General features: G+C 45.0%; 15 protein-coding genes. 7 read left to right on the top strand and 8 right to left on the bottom strand.

Going from position 1 to position 21283, the window contains the following annotated elements:
- Positions 1-17 precede the first annotated feature (17 nt).
- The 5 genes from CBX98_RS11755 to CBX98_RS11775 form a co-directional block, all read right to left on the bottom strand.
- Positions 18-1634, bottom strand: coding sequence for an endonuclease (locus tag CBX98_RS11755; RefSeq protein WP_109169264.1), 1617 nt, complete (start codon positions 1632-1634; stop codon positions 18-20).
- A 331-nt stretch (positions 1635-1965) separates the two neighbouring features.
- Positions 1966-3579, bottom strand: coding sequence for an alpha-amylase family glycosyl hydrolase (locus CBX98_RS11760; protein WP_109169265.1), 1614 nt, complete (start codon positions 3577-3579; stop codon positions 1966-1968).
- Positions 3580-3668: 89 nt separating this feature from the next.
- Entirely contained in the window at positions 3669-4175 is a 507-nt protein-coding gene (locus CBX98_RS11765) for a hypothetical protein (RefSeq protein ID WP_006740821.1), read from the bottom strand.
- 340 nt (positions 4176-4515) lie between these two features.
- Entirely contained in the window at positions 4516-5325 is an 810-nt protein-coding gene (locus CBX98_RS11770) for a MalM family protein (protein WP_005398230.1), read from the bottom strand.
- Between the two features lie 100 nt (positions 5326-5425).
- On the bottom strand, positions 5426-6697 hold the full coding sequence (locus CBX98_RS11775; RefSeq protein ID WP_006740823.1) for a maltoporin: 1272 nt from the start codon (positions 6695-6697) through the stop codon (positions 5426-5428).
- Between the two features lie 446 nt (positions 6698-7143).
- Here CBX98_RS11775 and glgX point away from each other — a divergent pair, with 446 nt between their 5' ends.
- The 4 genes from glgX (at position 7144) to CBX98_RS11795 (ending at position 11824) form a co-directional block, all read left to right on the top strand.
- Positions 7144-9114 carry a glycogen debranching protein GlgX gene (gene glgX / locus CBX98_RS11780; RefSeq protein WP_109169266.1) on the top strand — a complete coding sequence of 657 codons (1971 nt, stop codon included), beginning with the start codon at positions 7144-7146 and terminating at the stop codon, positions 9112-9114.
- Between the two features lie 160 nt (positions 9115-9274).
- Positions 9275-9919, top strand: a complete 645-nt coding sequence (locus CBX98_RS11785) for a recombinase family protein (RefSeq protein WP_109169267.1) — start codon at positions 9275-9277, stop codon at positions 9917-9919.
- Positions 9916-11100 (top strand): multidrug effflux MFS transporter, encoded by a 1185-nt coding sequence (locus tag CBX98_RS11790; protein WP_109169268.1) that lies wholly within the window; start codon positions 9916-9918, stop codon positions 11098-11100. The genes CBX98_RS11785 and CBX98_RS11790 overlap by 4 nt, the downstream gene beginning before the upstream one ends.
- 79 nt (positions 11101-11179) lie before the next feature.
- The gene (locus CBX98_RS11795; protein WP_172605960.1) at positions 11180-11824 is read left to right on the top strand and encodes an START domain-containing protein; all 645 of its coding nucleotides are present in this window, start codon (positions 11180-11182) and stop codon (positions 11822-11824) included.
- A gap of 16 nt (positions 11825-11840) precedes the next feature.
- On the opposite strand, the gene CBX98_RS11800 is transcribed toward CBX98_RS11795, so the two are convergent.
- Positions 11841-12050 (bottom strand): DUF3955 domain-containing protein, encoded by a 210-nt coding sequence (locus CBX98_RS11800; protein ID WP_006740828.1) that lies wholly within the window; start codon positions 12048-12050, stop codon positions 11841-11843.
- A 506-nt stretch (positions 12051-12556) separates the two neighbouring features.
- Here CBX98_RS11800 and CBX98_RS11805 point away from each other — a divergent pair.
- Entirely contained in the window at positions 12557-14803 is a 2247-nt protein-coding gene (locus CBX98_RS11805) for a CehA/McbA family metallohydrolase (RefSeq protein WP_109169269.1), read from the top strand.
- A gap of 91 nt (positions 14804-14894) precedes the next feature.
- On the opposite strand, the gene CBX98_RS11810 is transcribed toward CBX98_RS11805, so the two are convergent.
- Complete coding sequence (locus tag CBX98_RS11810) at positions 14895-16649, bottom strand: hypothetical protein (protein ID WP_172605961.1); 1755 nt, start codon at positions 16647-16649, stop codon at positions 14895-14897.
- Positions 16650-17077: 428 nt separating this feature from the next.
- Between CBX98_RS11810 and CBX98_RS11815 the strand changes: the two genes are divergently transcribed.
- Positions 17078-18031, top strand: a complete 954-nt coding sequence (locus CBX98_RS11815; RefSeq protein WP_005395595.1) for a M23 family metallopeptidase — start codon at positions 17078-17080, stop codon at positions 18029-18031.
- Complete coding sequence (locus CBX98_RS11820) at positions 17935-18387, top strand: polymer-forming cytoskeletal protein (RefSeq protein ID WP_074190324.1); 453 nt, start codon at positions 17935-17937, stop codon at positions 18385-18387. Before CBX98_RS11815 ends, CBX98_RS11820 begins: the two co-directional genes overlap by 97 nt.
- 88 nt (positions 18388-18475) lie before the next feature.
- On the opposite strand, the gene CBX98_RS11825 is transcribed toward CBX98_RS11820, so the two are convergent.
- Entirely contained in the window at positions 18476-21226 is a 2751-nt protein-coding gene (locus CBX98_RS11825; RefSeq protein ID WP_109169270.1) for a M16 family metallopeptidase, read from the bottom strand.
- Positions 21227-21283 lie beyond the last annotated feature (57 nt).

Consider the following 21283-nt stretch of genomic DNA (forward strand, 5'->3'; position numbering starts at 1 on the left):
CCAAAATCAAGAAGGTGTTAGTTTCCCCAAATCTGTTCAACAAACTCTGGGTGATCAACGAATGGATTGCGATTGCCCTGAAAATCAAACACTTGTTGATTGCGGTTTTGTTCTTTTTCACTAACAGGATCATTTTTGTGCCAACGTTTCAGCATGTTTAACATCCAAGGTTCAAAAACCGTTGAACTTGAACCATCAAGGACAGCATCCGCATTGCTTGAATTGCCTTCCCAGTTACCTACAACATTTTCATAGCGGGTTGCCATGTAGAAATAGGCACGAGCAAAGTCGCCTTTAAACTCATCGATCGGCTCAAACACCGTACCGGAATAACCTAGGCCTGTGCTTGCTTGACCAAGTTTAGAACCATTACTAGACACGTACGTCGCGGTGCCCACTTCACCAAATGGCCAGTTACTGCGCTTCGCATTCACATAGCCATCGGTCGCAAACAAATGGTGACCATCTGAGTTCATCGGTTCAACTTTACCGCCAAACCAGCTTTTCGGGAACGAGTGTTCACGATTGTAGCAATCCCCTTCTTGGCTATATTGACCACATTGGTCTGTCACTTTCGTGAAGCTGATAGCATCACTGCCCGCAGGTTTCTCTGAATACATATCGAGAATAGAGCCATCATTTTCGTAATAGCGATCAATATCAGCATCTTTTACCAAGGTCCACACCGCAGAATAACCTCGGCTAGTGTGGTTGTTGATGATGTTAAACAGCGCCGTTTTTAGAGCGTAGCCCGTCTTGCCAGACGCCGCTTGGTAGTAACCATCAACCACTGGTGGGGTCGTGGTTGAGCCACCTAACGTAAAGTCGGTGGTTTCGCTTTTCGCAAATTCAGCGCCAGAGGCAAGCGTATTATCCCCCACCTTCAACGCGTAAGACCCCGAACCATTGCCACAGCAAATGCCGTCGCCATAGCTGTCTTGAATCGTAAATTGGTAGTTACCATCGGCTAAACACATGGTCTTTTCAATAGTGGTTGACGACTCATACCCCTGACCAGAGAAAAGCACTTGCGCTTGGCTATTTTTCAACTCCCAGCTAGTTTCTGAGCCATAGTTGTCCGTCGTGAGTGTAAGAACCACTTCATGATCGCTACAATTTTCTACAGGAGGTTGTGTACTTGTCTCGGTCGGTTGAAAATTATCGACGTAGACAACTTCTGAGCCATCAAACCCGGCCTCATCATAAAAACGCAACCCGACATTGATGGTCTTGTTCGAACTCGCAGTATAGTTATGCGCCAGCTCTTGCCACTGGTTTACCTGCTGCGGATCTGAGTAATTGTGATAACCATCAACCACCAGACGTGCTTTTACATTTCCTTCGGTGTGATAAACCGAGACAGAAAACGGATAGGTTTTCCCTTGCTCCACATTAATGGTTTGCAAAAGGTCAGTGTTGCTTTGGGTACCTGTATTCACGACGACTTGAGCAGCCAGGCCGCCCGATTTGATTTGTTCGCTGCTTGGCGACACCGCGATGCCAGCGTCAATCACTGACCACTGCGTAGGCGCACTGCCATTCCACTGTTCAAAGTCACCATTGAGAATTTGGCTATATGCAAGCGGAGAGCTAATAACAGCAAGAAGACAGAGGGGTTTCGTTATGGATTTCATTATACTTTTCCATTAGTTATGTAAATCCCAAACACGATAAACATATTAGTAAGGCATAAGTAATCCTTCGGTCACACTTTTACGTTGCACAAGTGTTAATTTACTTTTTAATGTGCAGCTTATCTCACAAATATCTACCTGCCGAAAACAAACGCCAATGCAAAAAGCGAAGCAACCTGTTGGCTACATCGTTGGAAAACCATTAAGGGAAAAGTAAAACGGACGGAAAAAAGCCAAGTGTGCGCCTATGGGGGTCAGCAACAACACTTGGCTTGTGTATGAGAAAAGCTTCTGGTCAGCTCAACTGATGAGCGGTGATTCTGGATACTTCCTAGGGTGTAACCGCAAAGAATCGACCTTGTAATGGCGACATCGGAATTTGATATTGACCATTGCTTGGCGTAATTTTTTCATTCGTGAGCAGATCCACCAACTCACCAGTACTAACACTTTCCTGATTAAGAATAATTGTTCTCGCGCTTTTCGAAGTGTTTAGCGCAAACAGTACTTTGTCTGTACCAGATTGTTTCAAGTCCACATAACTGCCGTTACTCGCAACTAAATTCGTGCGTGACCCCTGATACAATGCTGGGTGCGCACTGCGCATTGTCATCAGCAATTTCACGTAAGCTTTGAGATCGGCTTGGTTTGCGTCAAGTGTCGCCGTCACACCTTCAATTTTTGCACTGCTACGCGCAACGTGATCATCACACAAACCTTGAATGGCGCAGGTGTTGTTGTCTTCTTTTGCGGCAAAACCATCCACTTGATCCCCGATTTCATCACCGTAGTACAACGTGATTGGCCCGGTGTACGCCGCTTGGAAAGCAAACGCGGCTTTATGGCGTAACCAATATTCTACATCATTCACATCCGCCAAGTTTCCGCGCTGTAACAAGTCACCAAAGCGCACTAAATCATGGTTGCCGATCATCAAATTCGGCTGCGCATGTGTTGGATATTGGTTGTGTGTGCTGTAACCGTTGTCTAGCCAATCCACACCGCGACCACCCACGCCACTCTCATTCACGGCCAAAGTTTCAACGATGCGATAGCGCATAGGAAAATCAAATGCAGAGCACAGTGCCGGATCGCTGTTCGATCCATACGCCTCATTCGCGATCTCAGACTCCCCTTTCCAAATCTCTGCCACCATGTAACCCAACGGATTCACTTGTTCGCCTTTGCTATTGGTGTACGTGACACCTTGCGAGGCTTCATCGACGGCTTTACGAAGTTGTGTCCAAGCGTCTGTCGGAACTTGATAGGCTTGATCTAAACGCCAGCCGTCAATCTTGAGCTCTTTGATCCAATACGTCGCCACTTCTTTGTAGAAATCGAGACTGGCCGGATAATCAACCGGGTTGCTTGATCCAGATGGCAGCAAACCGGAAGGTGAGGGTTTGATCAAGCCATCTTTGTGATGACCAAATACGCCATCAAAAAATACGTATAAGCCGCGTTTGTGTGCTTCTTCGACTAGAGTTTTCGCGGTCGCTAAATCACCAAATTTGGGGTCAATCTTAAAGTAATCTGTCGCAAAATATCCCGTGGCATCCAAACGATCGGCCCAGTGATCTTGTCCTGCGATCGCTTCAGACTCAAAAATCGGCGTCAACCAAATCGCGTTCATCCCTAAATCTTGGATGTAATCAAGTGAATCAATCACCCCTTGCAAATCGCCATTATGATGACTGGTGCCATAGCCCGTACCGTGACCAATGCTCGCATCGCCATCCACAAAACTCTCGACCATGATTTGATAAGTACGAAGTTGGTTACTTTGCGCCATGACATTGGTTTGGCAAGCATAGCTGGTATCCGGTAGCGGCGTGCTGCTATTAGTATCGCCACCACCAGAAGAATTACACGCAGATAAAGCCCCAATCACACTCAAGGCTAAAAGCGATTGGCCAAATAGTTTTTTATATCGTACGTTGCGCATTAAACTCTCCCAAATAAAATTAACCCCAACATGTTTCCCATGCAGGGGTTAATAAATAAAAAATAAACTTTAAATAACTGAATGTAATATTATTGGCACTTATTTACCATAACATGAAGCGGTTTGCCTTTTCCTTCAAATTGAAGGCTCCAGACATATTTACCATCTTCTTTAATATCAACTGAAGTATCTGTACCGTAACCACCAAATGTTAGTGGTGTTAATTCACCAACGTTCATTCGATTCCCTTTAGCGGTAAATTGTGGGAACCACAACTCGGTCGCATACTGCATTTTGTAGGAACCTACTTTTTCTTGAACTACAGCTTGGTAGAAGTTATTCCCTTTGTAGGTGTATTGACGTTGAGGCACGTGTTTCCAGTCGGAATCCGCAAACGTACCCACCACAAACAGTGGTTTAGAAATTGGTCCTTTCGCCGTGCTATCTGGGTTGTCACACGCTTTCATGAAAGCAACCACTTCGTCTTGAGACATATTCACAACTGGCTCTGCGGCCGCTTCTGGTTCTGCAGTCGATTGACAACCCACTAAGGCAACAAGTAGGGCAGCAGCAAGAGAGGTCTTCATCATGTTCATTTCACGTAATTCCTTTTTAGTATATCCAAAGCAAAATAAACTCAACGTTTAAAATAAATATTAATCGTTATTAAAATAAATATTAATCGTTATTAAAATGGAAATATCAAACGCTAAATAAATATCGTCGGATTGCGAATTTAAATTACTTCGAGAAGTTTATTTATTTCCTAAATACAAAAAATAAGTTAGGAACTGTCAATAATTATTGATCTAACCAATATAAAAAACAAAACAATAAAAATAATTATGTGAATAAGATAACTCTATGTAGGGGTATTTTTTATTGGTTTATATTCTATGAAAAAAGGCCAGCATTTTGCTGGCCTTTTATATTCAATTATTTTTTATTTACGGCTTTCACAAACACTTGTTGCGCACCTTCAATACCCAGTTCTTTTGCTTCATCGAGCAAGGTGAGTGCTTTCGGAATATCGTTCGCTGCCACTGCCGCTTCAATTGAGCTGTGGTAGTAGCTAGTGAGATCCGTACCTTGAGGAATGTTGTCGTTTTTCGCAACAATCTTGGTATTCACGATATCATTTGCGGATACCGACAAACGGAACTGACCCAGTGGGCTGTGTTTCGCTAAAGGGTCTGCAATATCTGGCGGCTGAGTGTGGCGCGCCATGGCGAAGGCTTTTGCAGGATGCAGAACTTGCGTACTGCCTTTTAGATCAGCGGAAGTCGTGTACACCAATACATGCAGATCGTTACCTGTCATGTCTGGAATCACATTGAGATCAAGTACGAATTTATCGTTGTCCAACAGTTTTGCTGGTTCGTACTTAAACTTTGAGAAATCTGCTTGGTAAATGGTTTCTCCTGCCGAGTTCATCACTGCGACATTAGGAGCATAAAATTGAAGTTCTTTACTTACGAATGTCTCTAATTTGATATCGAGACTGCCACGGTTGCCCGGAAGAGCAAACGCTGCAATAGCGCCAGCACTGTTACCATCCAACAGCATTTGGCTTTTATCAGTCAAAGCGAATTCAGTAACCACAGGTACATCAACCGTTACCCATTGAATATCACCCGATTGAGTGATCACTTGTTGCTGACCTTTTGGACTCATCTCTACTTGTTCTACGGACGCACAACCAGTAGCCAACATGCCCAGCAGTACGGGAGCAAGCCATTTTTTCATTACTGTCTACCTCGACTCTTTATTGTTTTTTAAATAAATACAGCCAGATAAGTTCTGGCTGTATCATTCTAGGACAATTTAGGACTTAGTGGTTAGATGATTACCACCAAGCTTCAGCTTGTACACCGAATTGGAACGTATCGTCTGAACGACCGTTGTCAAATGTGTTAGAGTTGTCTTCTTTGTCAGCCGTTAGGTAAGAAGCGTAAACACGGATTTCAGGACGAGCCCAGAAGCTAGAACCAGCAGACCATGCTTGAGCAACAGTTAGCTTACCGTATTTGTTTTCGTCGCCGTCGTTATCATCGATAGCGTAACCAGCTTCGAAGATAGTTTTGTGGTTGTCATCCCATTTGTACATTGGACGAACTACAACAGACATTGTTTCCCACTTGTCTTGGCCAGCCCACATGTCTTCACCAACACCGTAAACTAACTGGTGACCCATTTCCCAGCTGTCACCCATGCCGATTACACCCCAGTTGATTAGGCGGTAACCAGATGCACCGTTATCAGCTTCTGCGCCGTACCAGCTACCGTCGCCGTAGAATGCCATTGTTTTTGAGTAGCCTTCAGTACCGTACTGAAGCACTGTTTTGTTGAAACCAGCGTCTAGACCTTGAGTCAATTCTGCTGTGAACATTACGCCGTTTTTCGCATCTTTAGTGCCGTTTGGCGCAGCGTCAGTTTCGTTAAGGATTGCGTAGTTCAAGCCCATTTCTAGAGAACCGTTGTCCCATAGAGGAAGACCTGCATAACGTACGTCTAGAGTGTTAACGTTTGTATCGCCGCCATCGTTACCTGGATCTGCGATATCGCCACGGTCGTTACGAACCCAAGCGAAAGAAACTTTACCTGGACCAGCTTCGATACCTTCAACACCAGCGCCCGCGCCAGAGATGTTCCAGTAGTAGAAGTCAGAGATATGAATGTCGTGACGTTGGTAGTAGCGCTTACCAGCCCAAAGTGTTGCTTCTGGAGCAAAGTTTAGTAGGCCTTTAGCTTGAACGTTGAATTGACGTAGTGCGAATTGTGCATCGTCAACACATTTCACTTCGCCGTTATCCAAACCACAGTTAGCAGAAGTGCTTTCCCAGTCGTTTGAACCATTAGAAGTCATTGCAACCATAGAGTCTACGTAGAACGTTTTGCCGTTGTTGTTGTAAACTTCTTTACCTAGTTGAATCTCGCCGTAGATATCGCTTTCATTACCTAGACGACCGATCTTGTTCTTTTCGAATGTTAATTGTTGACCACCGTCAGCGTTCACGCCAACGCCAGCACGCATGTAACCGTGGAAATCCACTGCGAACGCAGAACCAGCAGCTAAAGTTGCAGCCACAGCAGCAGCAATTGCACTTACTTTTTTCATTCTTAACTCCATTAAGGGTATTTATAATTCTGTCTTCCCTGCTCACTCTTTTAGGTGAATATAGGCAGTAAAAACACACCTAAAGAAAGAGAGGTAAGATGGGAACGAATCCCCGTTTGTTTCAACAGTTATGAGATTACCCGAGGCGTACAAGGATGACTTCCTCCGCCCCAAACTAATTTAGGGGGGATGAGAAGGGAGTAGAAAATTTACCGAATGGTGTTTTTTCGAGTCAGATCACCAATCTAGGGAGGAATTAGTAAGTTTATTCGGTTTTGAGCCGCTACAAAGTGATAGCCATTTCATATTTTTGACTCTAAGCCGTCACATAAAGTAATTAAATTACATGAATATTTTTATATTTAGGGTGGTTGACCTTAGTAAGACAAAGTTTTTAACTTATAGTTTCCTAAAGGTAGCAATAAATATTAAATAAAGTATCTCCGATGACACGACTTCTCTCTCGCCCTTACCCCTTGGGTGCAACTGTAAATAAAGAAGGTTGTAACTTCTCTATTCACGCACCAGGGAATAAAGACATAAAACTCGCCCTGTTTGCAGACGATGGCAGTTACGCGCTTCATGATTTACCGAATGAATACGCTGGCGTACGTCATACTTTTATTCCGGATATTAAGCCGGGGCAAAAATACGGTTACCTTGTCTCCCACAAGGAAGAGCCACTATTAATTTCTGACCCTTACGCAAAGTCAATTGATAAAGCCCTCCACTACCACCCTCCCTACTCTCCAGCCAAAAGTTTCGATATGCCGAAGTGCATCGTTATCGAAGATGATTTTGACTGGCAAGATACGGATCATCCGCGTATACCCAGAGAAGAGATGGTGTTGTTTGAGACACACGTCAAAGGGCTTACCCAACTTCACCCAGAAGTTGAGGACAAGCTGAAGGGGCGCTATTTAGGTCTTGCATCACCTAAAATGCTGGCCTTTTATGAACAGCAAAACATCAACACGCTGCAATTGCTACCTGTCGCTGCGTGTATGCATGAGCCTCACCTACTAGAGATGGAAAAGGTCAACTATTGGGGGTACAACCCTTATCTCTTTATGGTGCCTGATCCGCGCTATGCAGAAAAAGACGCCGTCACAGAGCTCAAAACAACGATTCGAGAACTGCACAAAAACGGCATCGAAGTGATTCTCGACGTAGTTTACAACCACACCGCAGAGGGGGGGGAAGGGCCTACAATTTTCAACCTGAAAGCGCTCGATTCCCGTTTTTACATCAAACATGGCAACCACTTCGCAAATTACACTGGTTGTGGCAACACGGTCGATCTCACCTATCAACCCGCTTTAAACCTTGTAATGGATACATTGCGCTACTGGGTTAGCGAATTTAAAGTCGATGGCTTCCGTTTTGACTTGGCTGCAACGTTAGGTCGACAGGGCGATGATTACAACCCAGAAGCAGCTTTCTTTAAAGCCGTCGCGCAAGACCCAATTTTGCGTGAAACCAAATTGATTGCCGAACCTTGGGATATTGGTCCAAATGGCTACCAAGTGGGTAACTTTCCATTTGGCTGGAACGAGTGTAATGACAAACTGCGTGATATTTCCCGCAGTTTTTGGCGCGGAGATCAAGGCTATTTAAAAGAGTTTGCCACTCGATTAATGGGCTCTCGTGACATTTATAGTGCAGCGAACTGGCCATACAAACTCACGGTGAATTACATCACGTATCACGATGGCTTCACACTGCAAGATTTAGTGTCTTACAAGCACAAACATAACGAAGCTAATGGCGAAGAAAATCGCGACGGCCACGGTGACAATCGCTCAGAAAACTACGGTGTCGAAGGCGAGACGGAAAACCTGATGATCATCGCCACGCGTGAGAAGCAAAAACGCAACCTTATTGCCAGCTTGCTGTTTGCTTTTGGAATCCCACACATCCTCACTGCTGACGTGCTATCTCACACCCAAGGCGGTAACAATAATGCCTATTGCCAAGATAACGAAACCAGTTGGCTTAACTGGGGAGAAACGGAGCGTAAGCAACATTTCAAAACGTGGATGTCACAAATGGTCGCCAACCGAAATCAATACATGGTGCCATTTATCCGAGCTTTCAGTGGCGAAAACCGCAATAACAACCGCATTTTCTGGCGCCGAACAGACGGTCGCTTAATGGAGCATGATGATTGGAACCGTTTAAGCTCTGTCGCACTTCACCTTGGCATCGGTAAAGAAGGACAAGAGCTGGTCTATCTCATCAACCAAACTAACGCCACAGCGCGCTTTAAGCTCCCTAATGAGCGAAAGCAAGAATGGGTAACGATCTGCGACACAAACGTACGTAACCTCAATCCAGGACATGCTGAAGGCGAGGTTTTGCTATCACCTACTTCGATGGTAATTTTGCATTACCAACCGAAATCAGAGCAATCATAGAACAATAACCCGGAAAGCTTACATACACGACTTTAATAGTAAAAGACCCGAAGTCCGTTAACGACTTCGGGTCCATTTAGTGTTGTAAGCATTAATGAACCTTTGTATATTTATGAGCTATTACAGTATATGAACCAAATTAAAAAGGCGTATAGTCCATATGGCTACTTATCTTTACACACGTTACTCGCCAAAGAATCGAGCTTATCAAGAGCACCTCGGTGTCTTAAAAGCGTTCGTGCCTGACGCCCAACATTTTGAGGATAAGGTTCGCGGTTGCATGCCTCCAGCAGAACGAGAAGCTTTCCAACAGCTACTCAATATCGTCAAAGCAGGTGATACGATTGTGCTCTGGTGGCTAACGGCATTTGGTCGAGATTTTAGTCAGGCGTTAAATACAATAAAAGTATTACTAGCAAAAGGGGTCACACTGAAAACCGTTTGTGAACCACTCACATTTGAACCGGATTCTGTTCAAACTCAAACGCTACTCACCGTGTTATCTGGATATGGAAAAGTGCAGACTGAACATCGCCTGTTTGCCGCAGAGCAAGGACGGCAAGCCATTAAAGATCAACCAGATTTGTGGAAACAGAAATTTCGCGGACGCCCAGCAGACAAAACTAAACACCAACAGATCGCAACGTTGCTGTTAGAAGGCTATACGTTGAAGAGTGTTTCGGAGCAGTGTGATGTCAGCCTATCTACCGTAAAACGCGTCAAATCTAAGTTAAATGAAGTTGATGATGAAGGCTGCCTCAGAACACGAAAGCAAAGAGGTTATTCTGATGGTGATCCATCATGAGTCGCCCAATCAACTTTCGCACTATCTTACTCGCCTGTCTTATTATCAGTGTTGGCCAATTGAGCATGGGGCTTGTTATGCCCTCTTTGCCATGGATCGCAAAAGACTTTTCTATCTCCCTTGATCAAGCCCAACTGCTCGTGAGTATTTACTTACTCGGCTTTGGTCCCTCTCAGTTCATTTACGGTCCGGTATCGGATGCTTTGGGTCGAAAAAAAGTGCTGCTGACGGGCTTGCTCATCGCGATGTCTGGTCTATTAATGATCATTTTCCTCAGTGACACCTTCACAGGCATGGTGATGGGGCGTTTTCTACAAGGCTTAGGAACTGGGTGCTGCGCGGTACTCGCGAGAGCATCGACTCGGGATAGATTTAGCGGTGATGAGCTCCCTGTCGCCATGTCTTATATCGCTATGGCAGCTTCGATCACGCCACTCATTGCGCCTGTGATTGGCGGCTTTATCAACTTCCACTTTGGTTGGAGTATGGTGTTCATTTCACTGCTAGGTTATGTCTCACTCGCTTGGGTAATCATCGCCTTTAAGTTTACAGAAACCATAGCAAAACGATCTGTTATTCCATCACCACGCAACATGCTTTTCCAGTATCGAGACTTGGTGACGTCACGTTACTTTATGAGTTTTGCCAGCATCAGTTGGTTAAACTTCAGCCTGATGATAACGACCGTGTCCGTGATGCCATTTATCATGCAAGACCAAATTGGCATGACATCCGATCAATACGCAATGTGGGCACTCATTCCCGCTTTAGGTATGTTAGGCGGCACCACGATTTGTAACCGAGTAAGGCCAATTATCGGCAACAAAAGAATGCTACTTTGTAGTCCATTCCTGCATCTCAGTGCTGCAATATGGTTGTTCTTCTGCTCGGTAGAACCGCTGTATTTAATGTTGGGCCAGCTATTAATGATCTTAGGTAACGGCATTGCTCTACCTTGCGCGCAAGCCATGGTAATGCAACCCTACAAAAAGCAGGCTGGTGCTGCAGCAGCCATGTCTGGAGGTGGACAAATGATCGTATCCTCATTGGTCAGCTTAACATTGGTACAGCTTGGTTTAAGCCAAGCCTGGCATCTATCAATCGTTATTGTGGTGTTTGCAGCAATAACGCTCACCAATATTCAACGAGGTTTTGGAGCAGAGCAACCTTCAGAACAGTAACGAAAAGACTTACTATTGTCCTTATAATTAAGAACACATCGTATAAGCTTTAACTAAGAATAAGTTGGCGGGTACTAACATGATGTTGCATTTACGAATTGGCGCGCTACTACTCGCCACTTTTATATCCGCTGGCACCGCCGCGAAAGCCAACGAGTACTGGCAATTTGATAGTGACGATAACGGAATCACTATCTACTCTCGAGAGCATACCGACGGTTTAGTTGAGATTCGTGCTCGGATGTTCACACCCACCAGCTATGGCGCATTTTTAACGCTATTGGAAGATAGTGACAATATCCCGAACTGGATTGACAATGCCAGTCATAGCCGGGTTTTAAATCAAATATCAGCCACCGAAAACATCGTTTATACCCGATTTACGGCACCATGGCCTGCAAAAAATCGTGATATGCTCACCTACTCTAAATATTGGGTCGATGAACTTGGGTTCACGATAAAAATCAAAAGCGCACCAGACTCATATCTTGCTGAACAAAAGGGCTATGTTCGCATTCGTTCGGTTGATGCAACTTGGGAATTACAAAAGCTCACTAATGGCACGACACTCATTGACTACAAAGCGTTTGCTGACCCCGGAGGCCTTTTGCCAATCTGGCTAATCAACAAACTATCAAAACAAAGTGCACGAGCAACATTTAGTAACCTAAGAAAAGAGTTACCAAAATATCAGCAATACTCCCATCCTCAGATAAAGGAGTAAACTTCACGTTTGCTCTTTAATTACGATTACGGTGTTTGAAAAAAGTGCCCACAAAAGAGGCGAAGGCTAACCCCAAAAAGAGCCAAAACAAAGGGATAAACCCAAATGACTCTACTAATAAGCCATTTTCATCTACGTAAGAGCCCTGAGCGTGGTACGCAATTAAACATGCCACACCACTCAAAAACAAAACTATGCTCAGTTTATATTTACGAATAAACCCCATCTAAACCTCAAGCAATCAATTGATATGTCTTCGACATATTGCCACCGTATATAGTTCACTCAAAAAACATAGTGTCTCTATGTTTGCTCCAATCTTTATTAGAGGTCTTTTAGTCAGAGACAAGATAAAAACCCAAACATAAAGAATAAAAAGTCAAATTTAACTCAAAATATTATATGCGTTCTCAGAACTATCTTGACCTTTTTTCTCACATATACAGTGTAATTGTTATCATTTTGTTTGCTCAATGCTGCCAAAAATCGTTCACATCTCTCCCAAAATAATTAGTGTTCTAAATATTTTTATTACTCTACGCAAAAACAAGCCAAACAACAAAAAAAACTTTAAAATCAAAACTTAAGGTTTAAAAATCAATTGTAAAACAATAATAACAACGAGTTAACCTCTTCATCTCTTTCGCTTTTTTAATTGAACGTCTAATCAAGTTAACGCACAATGCCATCGACAACTCACATAATAAATCATGAAAAAAAGGAAGTGTCTTCATGCATAATTTTTCAAAAAGTGCAGTGGCAACTTTAATCTCTGGCCTTTTGCTTGGAACTTCAGCGCATGCGGGAGTGAGTATCACACAGGGAAAGACCACGATCCCCGATGGCGAAGCTACACACGCTCAAGACATTACCGTTCAAAACGAACATGTCGCCTTCGCTCTCGCTGTTGAATCCGCACCACCATGGGGCGTACCGCGAGGAACATTGGTCGATTTGGCAGCAGTAAAGGATGGTAAAGTAGATCTTGACCGGGTTGCCTTTGCTGACTTCATTCCTAACAGCTGGTCCGCATGGCCGAATGATCGCAAGTCCATTGAAATTATCGAAGACAGCGACAATAAAGCGGTCATCAAAGTGAGCCGCAACTTCGATAACGTTGATATCACAACGTGGTATACGCTCGCTTCTGGATCTGACTCAATTGCGCTTAAAACGGTCATGACCAACCAAGGTAAAAAAGATCTCGCGTTAGAATCAGGGCACACCATTTGGCCAGACACTGGCTACCAATTTGCCGTGCCGGGGTTGGAAGGGAAAGAAGAATCCATGGCCGACAATGCCCTCGCCGATCGCATGGTCGCTTATGATCGAGACTGGGCCTTTGCACTTCATGCTCCTTATTTTGATCGCGTCAAATACAATGGTCGTGACATGTACCTAGGGCATACCTTGAAAGCAGGTGAAAGCCGCACTTTCCAATCCCGATTACAAGTGGTTCCAAATGGAGACATGGCCCCCATTGTCAAGGCAGAAGCTGACCGATTAGGACAAGCGACAGGCATCATCAACGGCCAATTACGCGCAGATAATGGTCGTGTTCCTGAAGATGCCATCGTGATGATCAAAAAAGAAGGACAACCCTATGCCTGGACATTGGCCAAAGATGGCCAGTACAGCATAGCGCTGCCAGAGGGTGAGTACCAAATCTACGGCACAGCGACTGGTCACGCAAACAGCAAGCTGCAATCGATTCAAGTGGCGAGAAATAACGAGCAAACACTCGATTTTACGTCGCTAAAACGCCCTGCAACTCTCTCACTTCAAGTTGAAGAGGCAACATCAGGTCTGGCCAAAGATGCGAGAATCACCATTCTTGAAGGTCAAGCGCCACCGGTTGAATTTTTAGGTAAACGCACCTTCTTTACCGATCTGCTGCCTGCAGGTCATGCGGAGCTAAAACTGGCACCCGGTCAATACAAATTAGGTATCAACTCTGGTGGAGGCTTTACAGCTAAAACCCAAACATTAGACGTAACCCTAACATCCGGTAAAACGACGAAGCAACGAGTAGAAGTGCCTCAAGTGACGTTTCCTAACCGTCAGCATTGGTATGGCGCAGATTTACACCATCATGGCAACGTGTTGGAAGGCGTTACCCCGCCAGAAATTGTTGTGCGTGCTCAATTGGCAACGGATCTTGACCTGACTTTCATTAGCGATCATGACTCAACCATTAACCACCAAACGTTTGCAGAACTATCTGCGAAACGTGGCGTGCCTTTTATTCCGTCGATCGAAGTTTCGCCATCATGGGGACATATGAATCCATTTCCTATCGATAATGGCGCCGAGCTAACGGTCGATCCTGGCACTGCTGACGTTCACACGTTACTTGACGCCGTACATGAGATGGGGGCTGAAGTCGTACCGATGAACCATCCATACAACGATTATGGCTACTTTACGAATATCGCTAAAAATGCAGTTCCTGGTGGTAAAACGGATCGTTTCGACCTTATGGAGCTTAATGCGCGCGTAGACAATGAACCAACGTTGAAGAAAGCACATAAACTCTGGGATCAAGGTGAAGCAATGTACTTTACGGCGGGAACCGACACCCACGATGCGTGGAACCAACTCACGGGGCAGATTCGAATGATGGCAAGAGTCGATGGCGAGCTAACGCCGTCGAAGTTTGCGCAAGCACTTAAAGCCGGCCATGGCTACGCAACACAAGGCCCTATTCTTTATCCGCAAAACATTATGTTTGGTGAAACAGCAACAGCTGGAGATACGTGGGATATCCACGTCGTTGCAGCCGATGGTCTAAAAGAAATTCGATTGATCGGTAAAGGCGGCAAAGTGCTGAATACCCTGACGATTAACCCGAAAGTTGATACTCAACGCATAGAGCTGTCGCTACCTATACCTAGCGACGCAGAGGGATGGATAAGTTTAGAAGTCGAAGATAAAGACGGCAGCACGGCCTGGAGTAACCCTGTTTGGTTGCAGTCATAGTCTTGATGGAAGTCCGACTCGATGGTAAACAAACCTGAGTTCGACGATGAAATAAAGGCGGCACTGCGCCGCCTTTTTTCTACTCGATGTTTTACTGCTGTGCAACCGCCACGGGTTTGGTCGCACCACGGTAATCAAACTCAAAACCAATACCTTGATCTGTTACATCCATCGTCATACCACCAACAAGCTCGCCTTGTAAGCTTTTCATAACATCATCAGGTAACGGCTCACCAGTCACGGCTGACGCACTTTCCAACACTTCCAAAATGCGTTCTGAATCGAAGTCAAAACTGAACAAGCCATTTGGAGAAAGTGGTTGTGCCATCACTTCTTTGCTCGCGTCTTCGGCATTCTCACCACTGTAGAGCGTAAAATGGTTTTCGTTTAAGCGAGCAAACACATCCATCTTCAAGCCTGTGTGCATTTCTAGCAGGTCACTGACATTAACTGGCTGGTTATCCGGCTGAATTTGTAATTGAGCAAGTTCAGGGACAAACATTTGCGCGGTTTGAATCAGCATCATTGGATCATTGGCAGATAGAGACAACATACCATCTAGCTGGCTAAATACTTCACCGTGCTGAGCATTAGTGTCAACGTGGATATCAAACATCTGCAGGCTTAATCCTTTCAGGCCGTTAACCATGCCGGAGCCCATGCTCACAGCTGCGGCTGGGTTTTGGCCACCCATCTCTTGCTGCATTTGAGTCAATAAAGAGCATTGGTACTGAGGCTGAGTCAAGTCGCTCCAAATCTGACCAATCGATGGCGCTAGCGTATTAATGTCTAAACCAAGCGCCATGCTAAAGAAGCTCTTATCATTGTTCGATTCTGCCAAAACGCCACGAATCGACTTAAGCGCATCTAGAATCACTTTATTTTTCGATTCAACAACAAAAGCACCTTTAATGAATGCCTGCTCGCCTTTCAACTTGTATTCCGCAAATGCGACGGATTGAGGCCAGTTTTCTGCAACTTGAGTAAGTTCAGTATGACAGGCTGGTGAACGCATCTCCTGAATAGTCGGCTCAGGATCAATGGCATCCAGCATGCTGACTTGACGCGCAAAGATATTGCCATCTTTCGTCGTCAAACCTTTAACCAATTCACGGTGATCAAAGTAACCGAAAGAGTTATTGTTTTCTCCGTATTTAGCCTGCAACGCCGCTAGGCGTCCACTCTCCGCAATGTTTTGACTTGGTGACTCAAGTCCCAATGCCATTTTAAGCGGGTTTTGAACACCCAGTTGCGGAATATCAACCGTTAACGTAAGTACGTTGTCAACCACAGCAACAACCAAGCCAATGCCATCTTGCGGGTCAACCGAATCTGTCATCTCGTAACGACGAAACTCAACCTCACCGAGTTTAACCAGCTCGTGCTTAGCACCGCTCATCTGCTCTTCGTGATCCAATGTTTTCCATAACGCGGCAGGGTCTTCAATCTTCAATTTGTACACTGGTACCATACCGATTGTGTACAACACAGGATTAATGTTTTCTCCGGTACCTAAGTAGGCTTTTAACGTTTCTGGCGATGCAGCGCTCTCCAGATATCCATCAAACAAGTTAACGGCAAACTGTTGCTGTGGAGAAAGTGGTTCATCGGCAAAAAGTTCAGCAATCGAGCCTTGGTTAGCCGTGCCAAATGCATTCATGTATTTATAATGATTAAAAGGTTCCGTCTGATACGTTACCATGAGCGAATCCGCAGGAACTTGCGAAAGTAGTGATACTGAATCACTCGGGGTAGTATTGTTTTGGTACAGGTAGCCAGCGCCCCCTGCAGCTGCGACCACTGCTGTAGCCAATAGTAGTTTTTTCACGACCAACTCCGTTGTCATAGTTATGTGTTCCTAAGCGAAATATCACGCTTAGGTTTAAAGCCTTTGAATAGCACTTTTATATCGACCGCTATCATAAACAAGTTATCGATATAATGAATGTCGGTTTGATAAATTATCCAACATTTATAAGGTAAACCGTGAAGTAAGTTGAATTGCGTGAGGATGCTATTGGCAATATTCACAATCTAATTTCTCGGATAACCACCTTACAAATCAAAATCTTCAGTTCAATAAAGCGATTTGGAGTAACTACGACCAAAAGCGCTAGGATATTAAATCTTTATTGAGTCTTTTATCTAATATCTGAAAACGCCTCACGGCCTGACACTTCTTTCCAGTTTGCCTCTAGCGGTCCCCGTTCGTTTTCCTTACATTCCCATTAACTCAGTGACGAGACGTATACCAGATACGAGCAGTAGAAGACGATGAAAGACCAGTTGACGATCTCTATATCAACCATCAATGGCTCCAGACATTGGTACTTCAGTAAAAGGATGCAACGCAATCTAAAAACGTTTTTATGCTTTTTTGTCATTGCTCTGGCCGCAACCGCGATCTTAATTCATCACTTGTACACTCGCGTCGATAATGCCGCGTTAAAACAAGCTGAATTGACAGAACATTCGCGCACTATGGGTGAAGAGCTCAGCACACTGAAAGCATTAAAATCCGAGCTGGAAAGTGATCTCTCAGAGCGAGAAGAACGAGTACAACTTGTTTCGGAGCGTTTGGGAGAGTTAGAGAAAGTCCTTGGAGTTGGAGAACATACTACCACGGATAATTTGGATGCCCGACTTGATGCGGCGGCGATTACGTCGAACGTTCGCATGGTGTTGTTAAACCAAATACCAAGCGGGTCTCCGGTCGGTAAAGCGCGGCTCTCTTCTCGCTTCGGTAAGCGCATTCATCCGGTGACAAAAGTCGCTAAGATGCATCGCGGGCTCGATTTTGCCGTGAATACCGGTACTAAGGTTTATGCCCCAGCAGATGGGGTTGTGGAAGTCACCCGCCGCAGCAATAAAGGCTCTGGTAACTTCCTCAGGCTGCAACATTCTTTCGGTTTTTCGAGTTCTTATTCGCACTTGAAAAAGTTCAAAGTAAAAAGCGGTCAGTTCGTCAAAAAAGGGCAACTGATTGCAATTTCCGGCAACAGTGGGCTCTCTTCTGGCCCTCACCTTCACTACGAGGTGCGTTTTGTTGGGCGAGCACTGAATCCGAAGCCATTTGTCGATTGGAGCCTCAATGATTTCGAAGACATTTTTACTAAGGAGCGAAGAATACGATGGGAATCTTTAATCAAAACCGTGGAACAACGAGTAGCTCAGCAGCTTCAACTCTCATCGCCAAAGGCTGTGCTGTTAGCGGAGAACTCAAAGTAGAAAACGATGTCCAGATTGATGGCATCGTCGATGGCCAAATTAATGTAGAAGGCACTCTCGTCGTTGCAGAAAGCGGCCGAGTAAACGGTGAGATCTACGCTAAACAACTGATCATCAATGGCATGATGGATGGTAACTGTCACGCAGAACACATTCAAGTACTTGCCAAGGGACGTGTAAGTGGGAGGATCTGGAGTAATAACCTCAGCATCGAACCTGGTGGTAAATTCTTTGGTGAAGCGGCCGAATTACCTGAAAAGGAAGTGGTGACACTGAAAGGGAAAACTCAAGAAAACGCCAGCACGAAAGAAAACAATACCAACAATGAAAAGCGACCTGCGCGTAAATCAGCGTAAACTCTTTGGTTAAAGTGCATAAAAAAGACGGCTTTCACGCCGTCTTTTTTATTACTAGAGACACGAGCTTCGTCAGAAGCTACAGTGATTATTCGGCCGGGTTTAAAATCATCACCGAGCGCTTTGCTTGTGGACCAAAAGCCGCTCTCGCATGCGCTTTCACTTCTTCTAATGTCACACTCTTAGCCGCTTTTTCAACGTCAAGTAACACATCGACGCCGTAATCATGCACCAAGTAGCGTGTATACGACCATGCGCGCTGAGCAGGGTTATCATCTAATCCTTGCATCGCTACCGCCAATTGCTTCGCTGCCGTATCCACTTCTTTTTGCGTGATGTTCGAAGCTAAGTCATCAAACATTTTGCCTAACTTGCTATCTAAAACTGCCACGTCTTCGGGCTCAACTTGAGATTCCAAGAGCCAATCAGAGATTGGTTCGCGATCTTGCGTCACAGTGTAAATATTTGGGCTGTAATCGAGACTAGACTCTTCTCGAACAATATCCAAGACACGCGCATTACTGATACGTTGCAAAATATCTTCGATAACCGTATCCCTTGCCGTACGTTGGTAATCGTTCGTGTTAGTCAAACGCATTACATACAAGGATGAAGGTTCATGACCATCCGCAACGACTGTTCGCGCCGGCACGTCGGTGTTGAACGCAACATGGTAATCAATCGAACGACTCGGTTTCATCTCGATGGAGGCCACATACTTACGCAAGAGTGGCGTAATTTCTTCCGGCTCGACATTGGCCACAATGACCATCTTAAAACCATCATTAGTTTTGAAAAGTTGCTCATGCACCGCCAGTATCTGCTCGGAAGTCACTTGTTCAACATCATCACTGGACACTATACGATGACGACTACCTGGCAAATAAGAATTGCCGTTTGCTTTTTGAATCAGTTTTCCCATCGGTGATTCAAAAAAAGCACCGCTCTGCTGCTTAAACTCTTGCTTCGCTGCCGCCATCTGGCGCTCGTCGACTTTAATCTCCGTCGCTAGATTGTATAGTCCATTCAACGCGTAAGTTAAATGCGTTGTTGGCGCGGTAATTTGTGAACCGTGACTGGTCGCATCAAGAATCGCGCTAAGCGCAATGTTATTTTTGCGTAAGTAACTGTCTAACTCTGAACCAGAAAATGCCCCTAACCCACTGCGTATCGCCGTCGTTGCAGCGATTTCATACGCAGCATATAACGCTGGATCAACGGCGGCTTTACCGCCTTGGCTAGCATAGTAAATATAAGCTCGGCCACCCGCTTTGGCATCTTTTTGGAACCACACTTCGACACCGTTTGATAGCGTATAAACTTGAAAGCCACCCGCTTCCTGACGCATGCTGGTGATGGTACCTTCTTGAGTAGGCTGTAAGAATCCATCCACTTTGTCATACATCTCTAACGGTTTTTCGCCAGTTTGGAGGTAGGCGCTGTATAGATCGGTAAATACATCATTGAACTGAGCTGACGTTTCACTTTTCCCCAACCCAATCACAAAGATTGGTTGCTCAGACAACAAGGCATTCAATTGCGTGTTAATGCTCTCTAGATTCTCGTTGTTGATGAATTCAGACAAACTCTGGGCGTAACTCTCTTTTGATTGACTCACACTGCCTTGGTCAATTTGGAAAACGCGCGCTTCTGCATAACTGTTTGGCTTACGTTGGTCCCAGTCTGAATCAATATTTGCGAGCTCACCTTGCCAATTTGACATGATGCTCTCTAACTCAGATTGCGTCGCACCATAATCTCTCAGTGACGCCAACGTGCTGATGAAAGTTTGATGCATTTGTTCACGACGCTCAGGCGCAAACGAAATACCTGCCGACATCATGCGCTGGTAGTTGGAGTAGTAAGGCTGGGCATAAGCATACTGAAAAGGTTCAGCGGCATCATTAAGTACACGAATCAGACGTTGTTGAATTAGCTGTGTTGCGACTTCATCACGCCACACTTGATGCTGTTGTTCAATCGTAGTGCTGCCACTTAGACCACGCTCAATCACTAAATGAAGGCTTGGTGATTCCATCGTGTTACTTGGCAAGATTCGGTTTTGGTTGTTCACTCGAATATCGCGGCGCTTCTCTATTACGGTATCCGACGTGCTTTCCCAGTTCGAGAATTTGTTTTTGATAATATTGGACAGTGAATCCACGTCGATATTACCGGTCACAACCAACTCGGCATTTTGTGGTTGGTACCACTTGTCGTAAAACGCTTTTAGCTTGCTTGATGAGGCATTTTGAATCGCTTCGCGAGTACCAATTGGGTCGTGTTCACCATACATAGTGCCTTCAATCGACGATTGATAAGCATGCATAGAAAAGGACTTATCATCCGGGTTAGCACGTCGCCATTCACCAAGGATCACCCCTTTTTCTTTCTCTACTTGTTCAGGAGCAAACTGAAGTCCGTTTCCGATATCTCTCATCCACTTCAGGGCATCTTCCAGCTTTGTATTATTGGCAAGATCAAGTTGGTAAGAAGTTTGCTGATAAGTGGTAAAGGCGTTGATATCGGCACCAAAGCTACCACCAGATTGCTCGAAAAGTTTAACAACGTCGTTGCCGGTAAAATGCGTGCTGCCATTAAACGCCATGTGCTCAACAAAGTGAGCGTAACCTTTTTGATTGGTTTCTTCTTGGAATGAGCCGACATTCAGAACCAAACGGACCGATACTTCTTGGTCTTTTGTTGGGTAAAGATGGTATTTCATACCGTTCGATAACTGGTCGACATGCCAATTGGCGTCAGGCTGAATCGGCGTCGATTGTTGTGTCAGAGCACACCCTGACAGTAATAACGCGGGGACTAACAATATACTGCGCATAACTATTGCCCATAACAATGATTAAGCCGATCAATATAATCCTCGTTCGATGACCTT

The organism is Vibrio sp. T9 (assembly GCF_003123985.1).
GTDB lineage: Bacteria > Pseudomonadota > Gammaproteobacteria > Enterobacterales > Vibrionaceae > Vibrio > Vibrio diabolicus.

Bases quoted from the DNA above. Each gene is read 5' to 3' on its own strand.
- CBX98_RS11785 (WP_109169267.1), top strand. From the start codon at position 9,275: ATGGCTACTTATCTTTACACACGTTACTCGCCAAAGAATCGAGCTTAT.
- CBX98_RS11810 (WP_172605961.1), bottom strand. From the start codon at position 16,649: ATGACAACGGAGTTGGTCGTGAAAAAACTACTATTGGCTACAGCAGTG.
- CBX98_RS11815 (WP_005395595.1), top strand. From the start codon at position 17,078: ATGAAAGACCAGTTGACGATCTCTATATCAACCATCAATGGCTCCAGA.
- CBX98_RS11800 (WP_006740828.1), bottom strand. From the start codon at position 12,050: ATGGGGTTTATTCGTAAATATAAACTGAGCATAGTTTTGTTTTTGAGT.
- CBX98_RS11790 (WP_109169268.1), top strand. From the start codon at position 9,916: ATGAGTCGCCCAATCAACTTTCGCACTATCTTACTCGCCTGTCTTATT.
- CBX98_RS11760 (WP_109169265.1), bottom strand. From the start codon at position 3,579: ATGCGCAACGTACGATATAAAAAACTATTTGGCCAATCGCTTTTAGCC.
- CBX98_RS11795 (WP_172605960.1), top strand. From the start codon at position 11,180: ATGATGTTGCATTTACGAATTGGCGCGCTACTACTCGCCACTTTTATA.
- CBX98_RS11820 (WP_074190324.1), top strand. From the start codon at position 17,935: ATGGGAATCTTTAATCAAAACCGTGGAACAACGAGTAGCTCAGCAGCT.
- CBX98_RS11770 (WP_005398230.1), bottom strand. From the start codon at position 5,325: ATGAAAAAATGGCTTGCTCCCGTACTGCTGGGCATGTTGGCTACTGGT.
- CBX98_RS11825 (WP_109169270.1), bottom strand. From the start codon at position 21,226: ATGCGCAGTATATTGTTAGTCCCCGCGTTATTACTGTCAGGGTGTGCT.
- CBX98_RS11755 (WP_109169264.1), bottom strand. From the start codon at position 1,634: ATGAAATCCATAACGAAACCCCTCTGTCTTCTTGCTGTTATTAGCTCT.
- CBX98_RS11805 (WP_109169269.1), top strand. From the start codon at position 12,557: ATGCATAATTTTTCAAAAAGTGCAGTGGCAACTTTAATCTCTGGCCTT.
- glgX (WP_109169266.1), top strand. From the start codon at position 7,144: ATGACACGACTTCTCTCTCGCCCTTACCCCTTGGGTGCAACTGTAAAT.
- CBX98_RS11765 (WP_006740821.1), bottom strand. From the start codon at position 4,175: ATGAACATGATGAAGACCTCTCTTGCTGCTGCCCTACTTGTTGCCTTA.
- CBX98_RS11775 (WP_006740823.1), bottom strand. From the start codon at position 6,697: ATGAAAAAAGTAAGTGCAATTGCTGCTGCTGTGGCTGCAACTTTAGCT.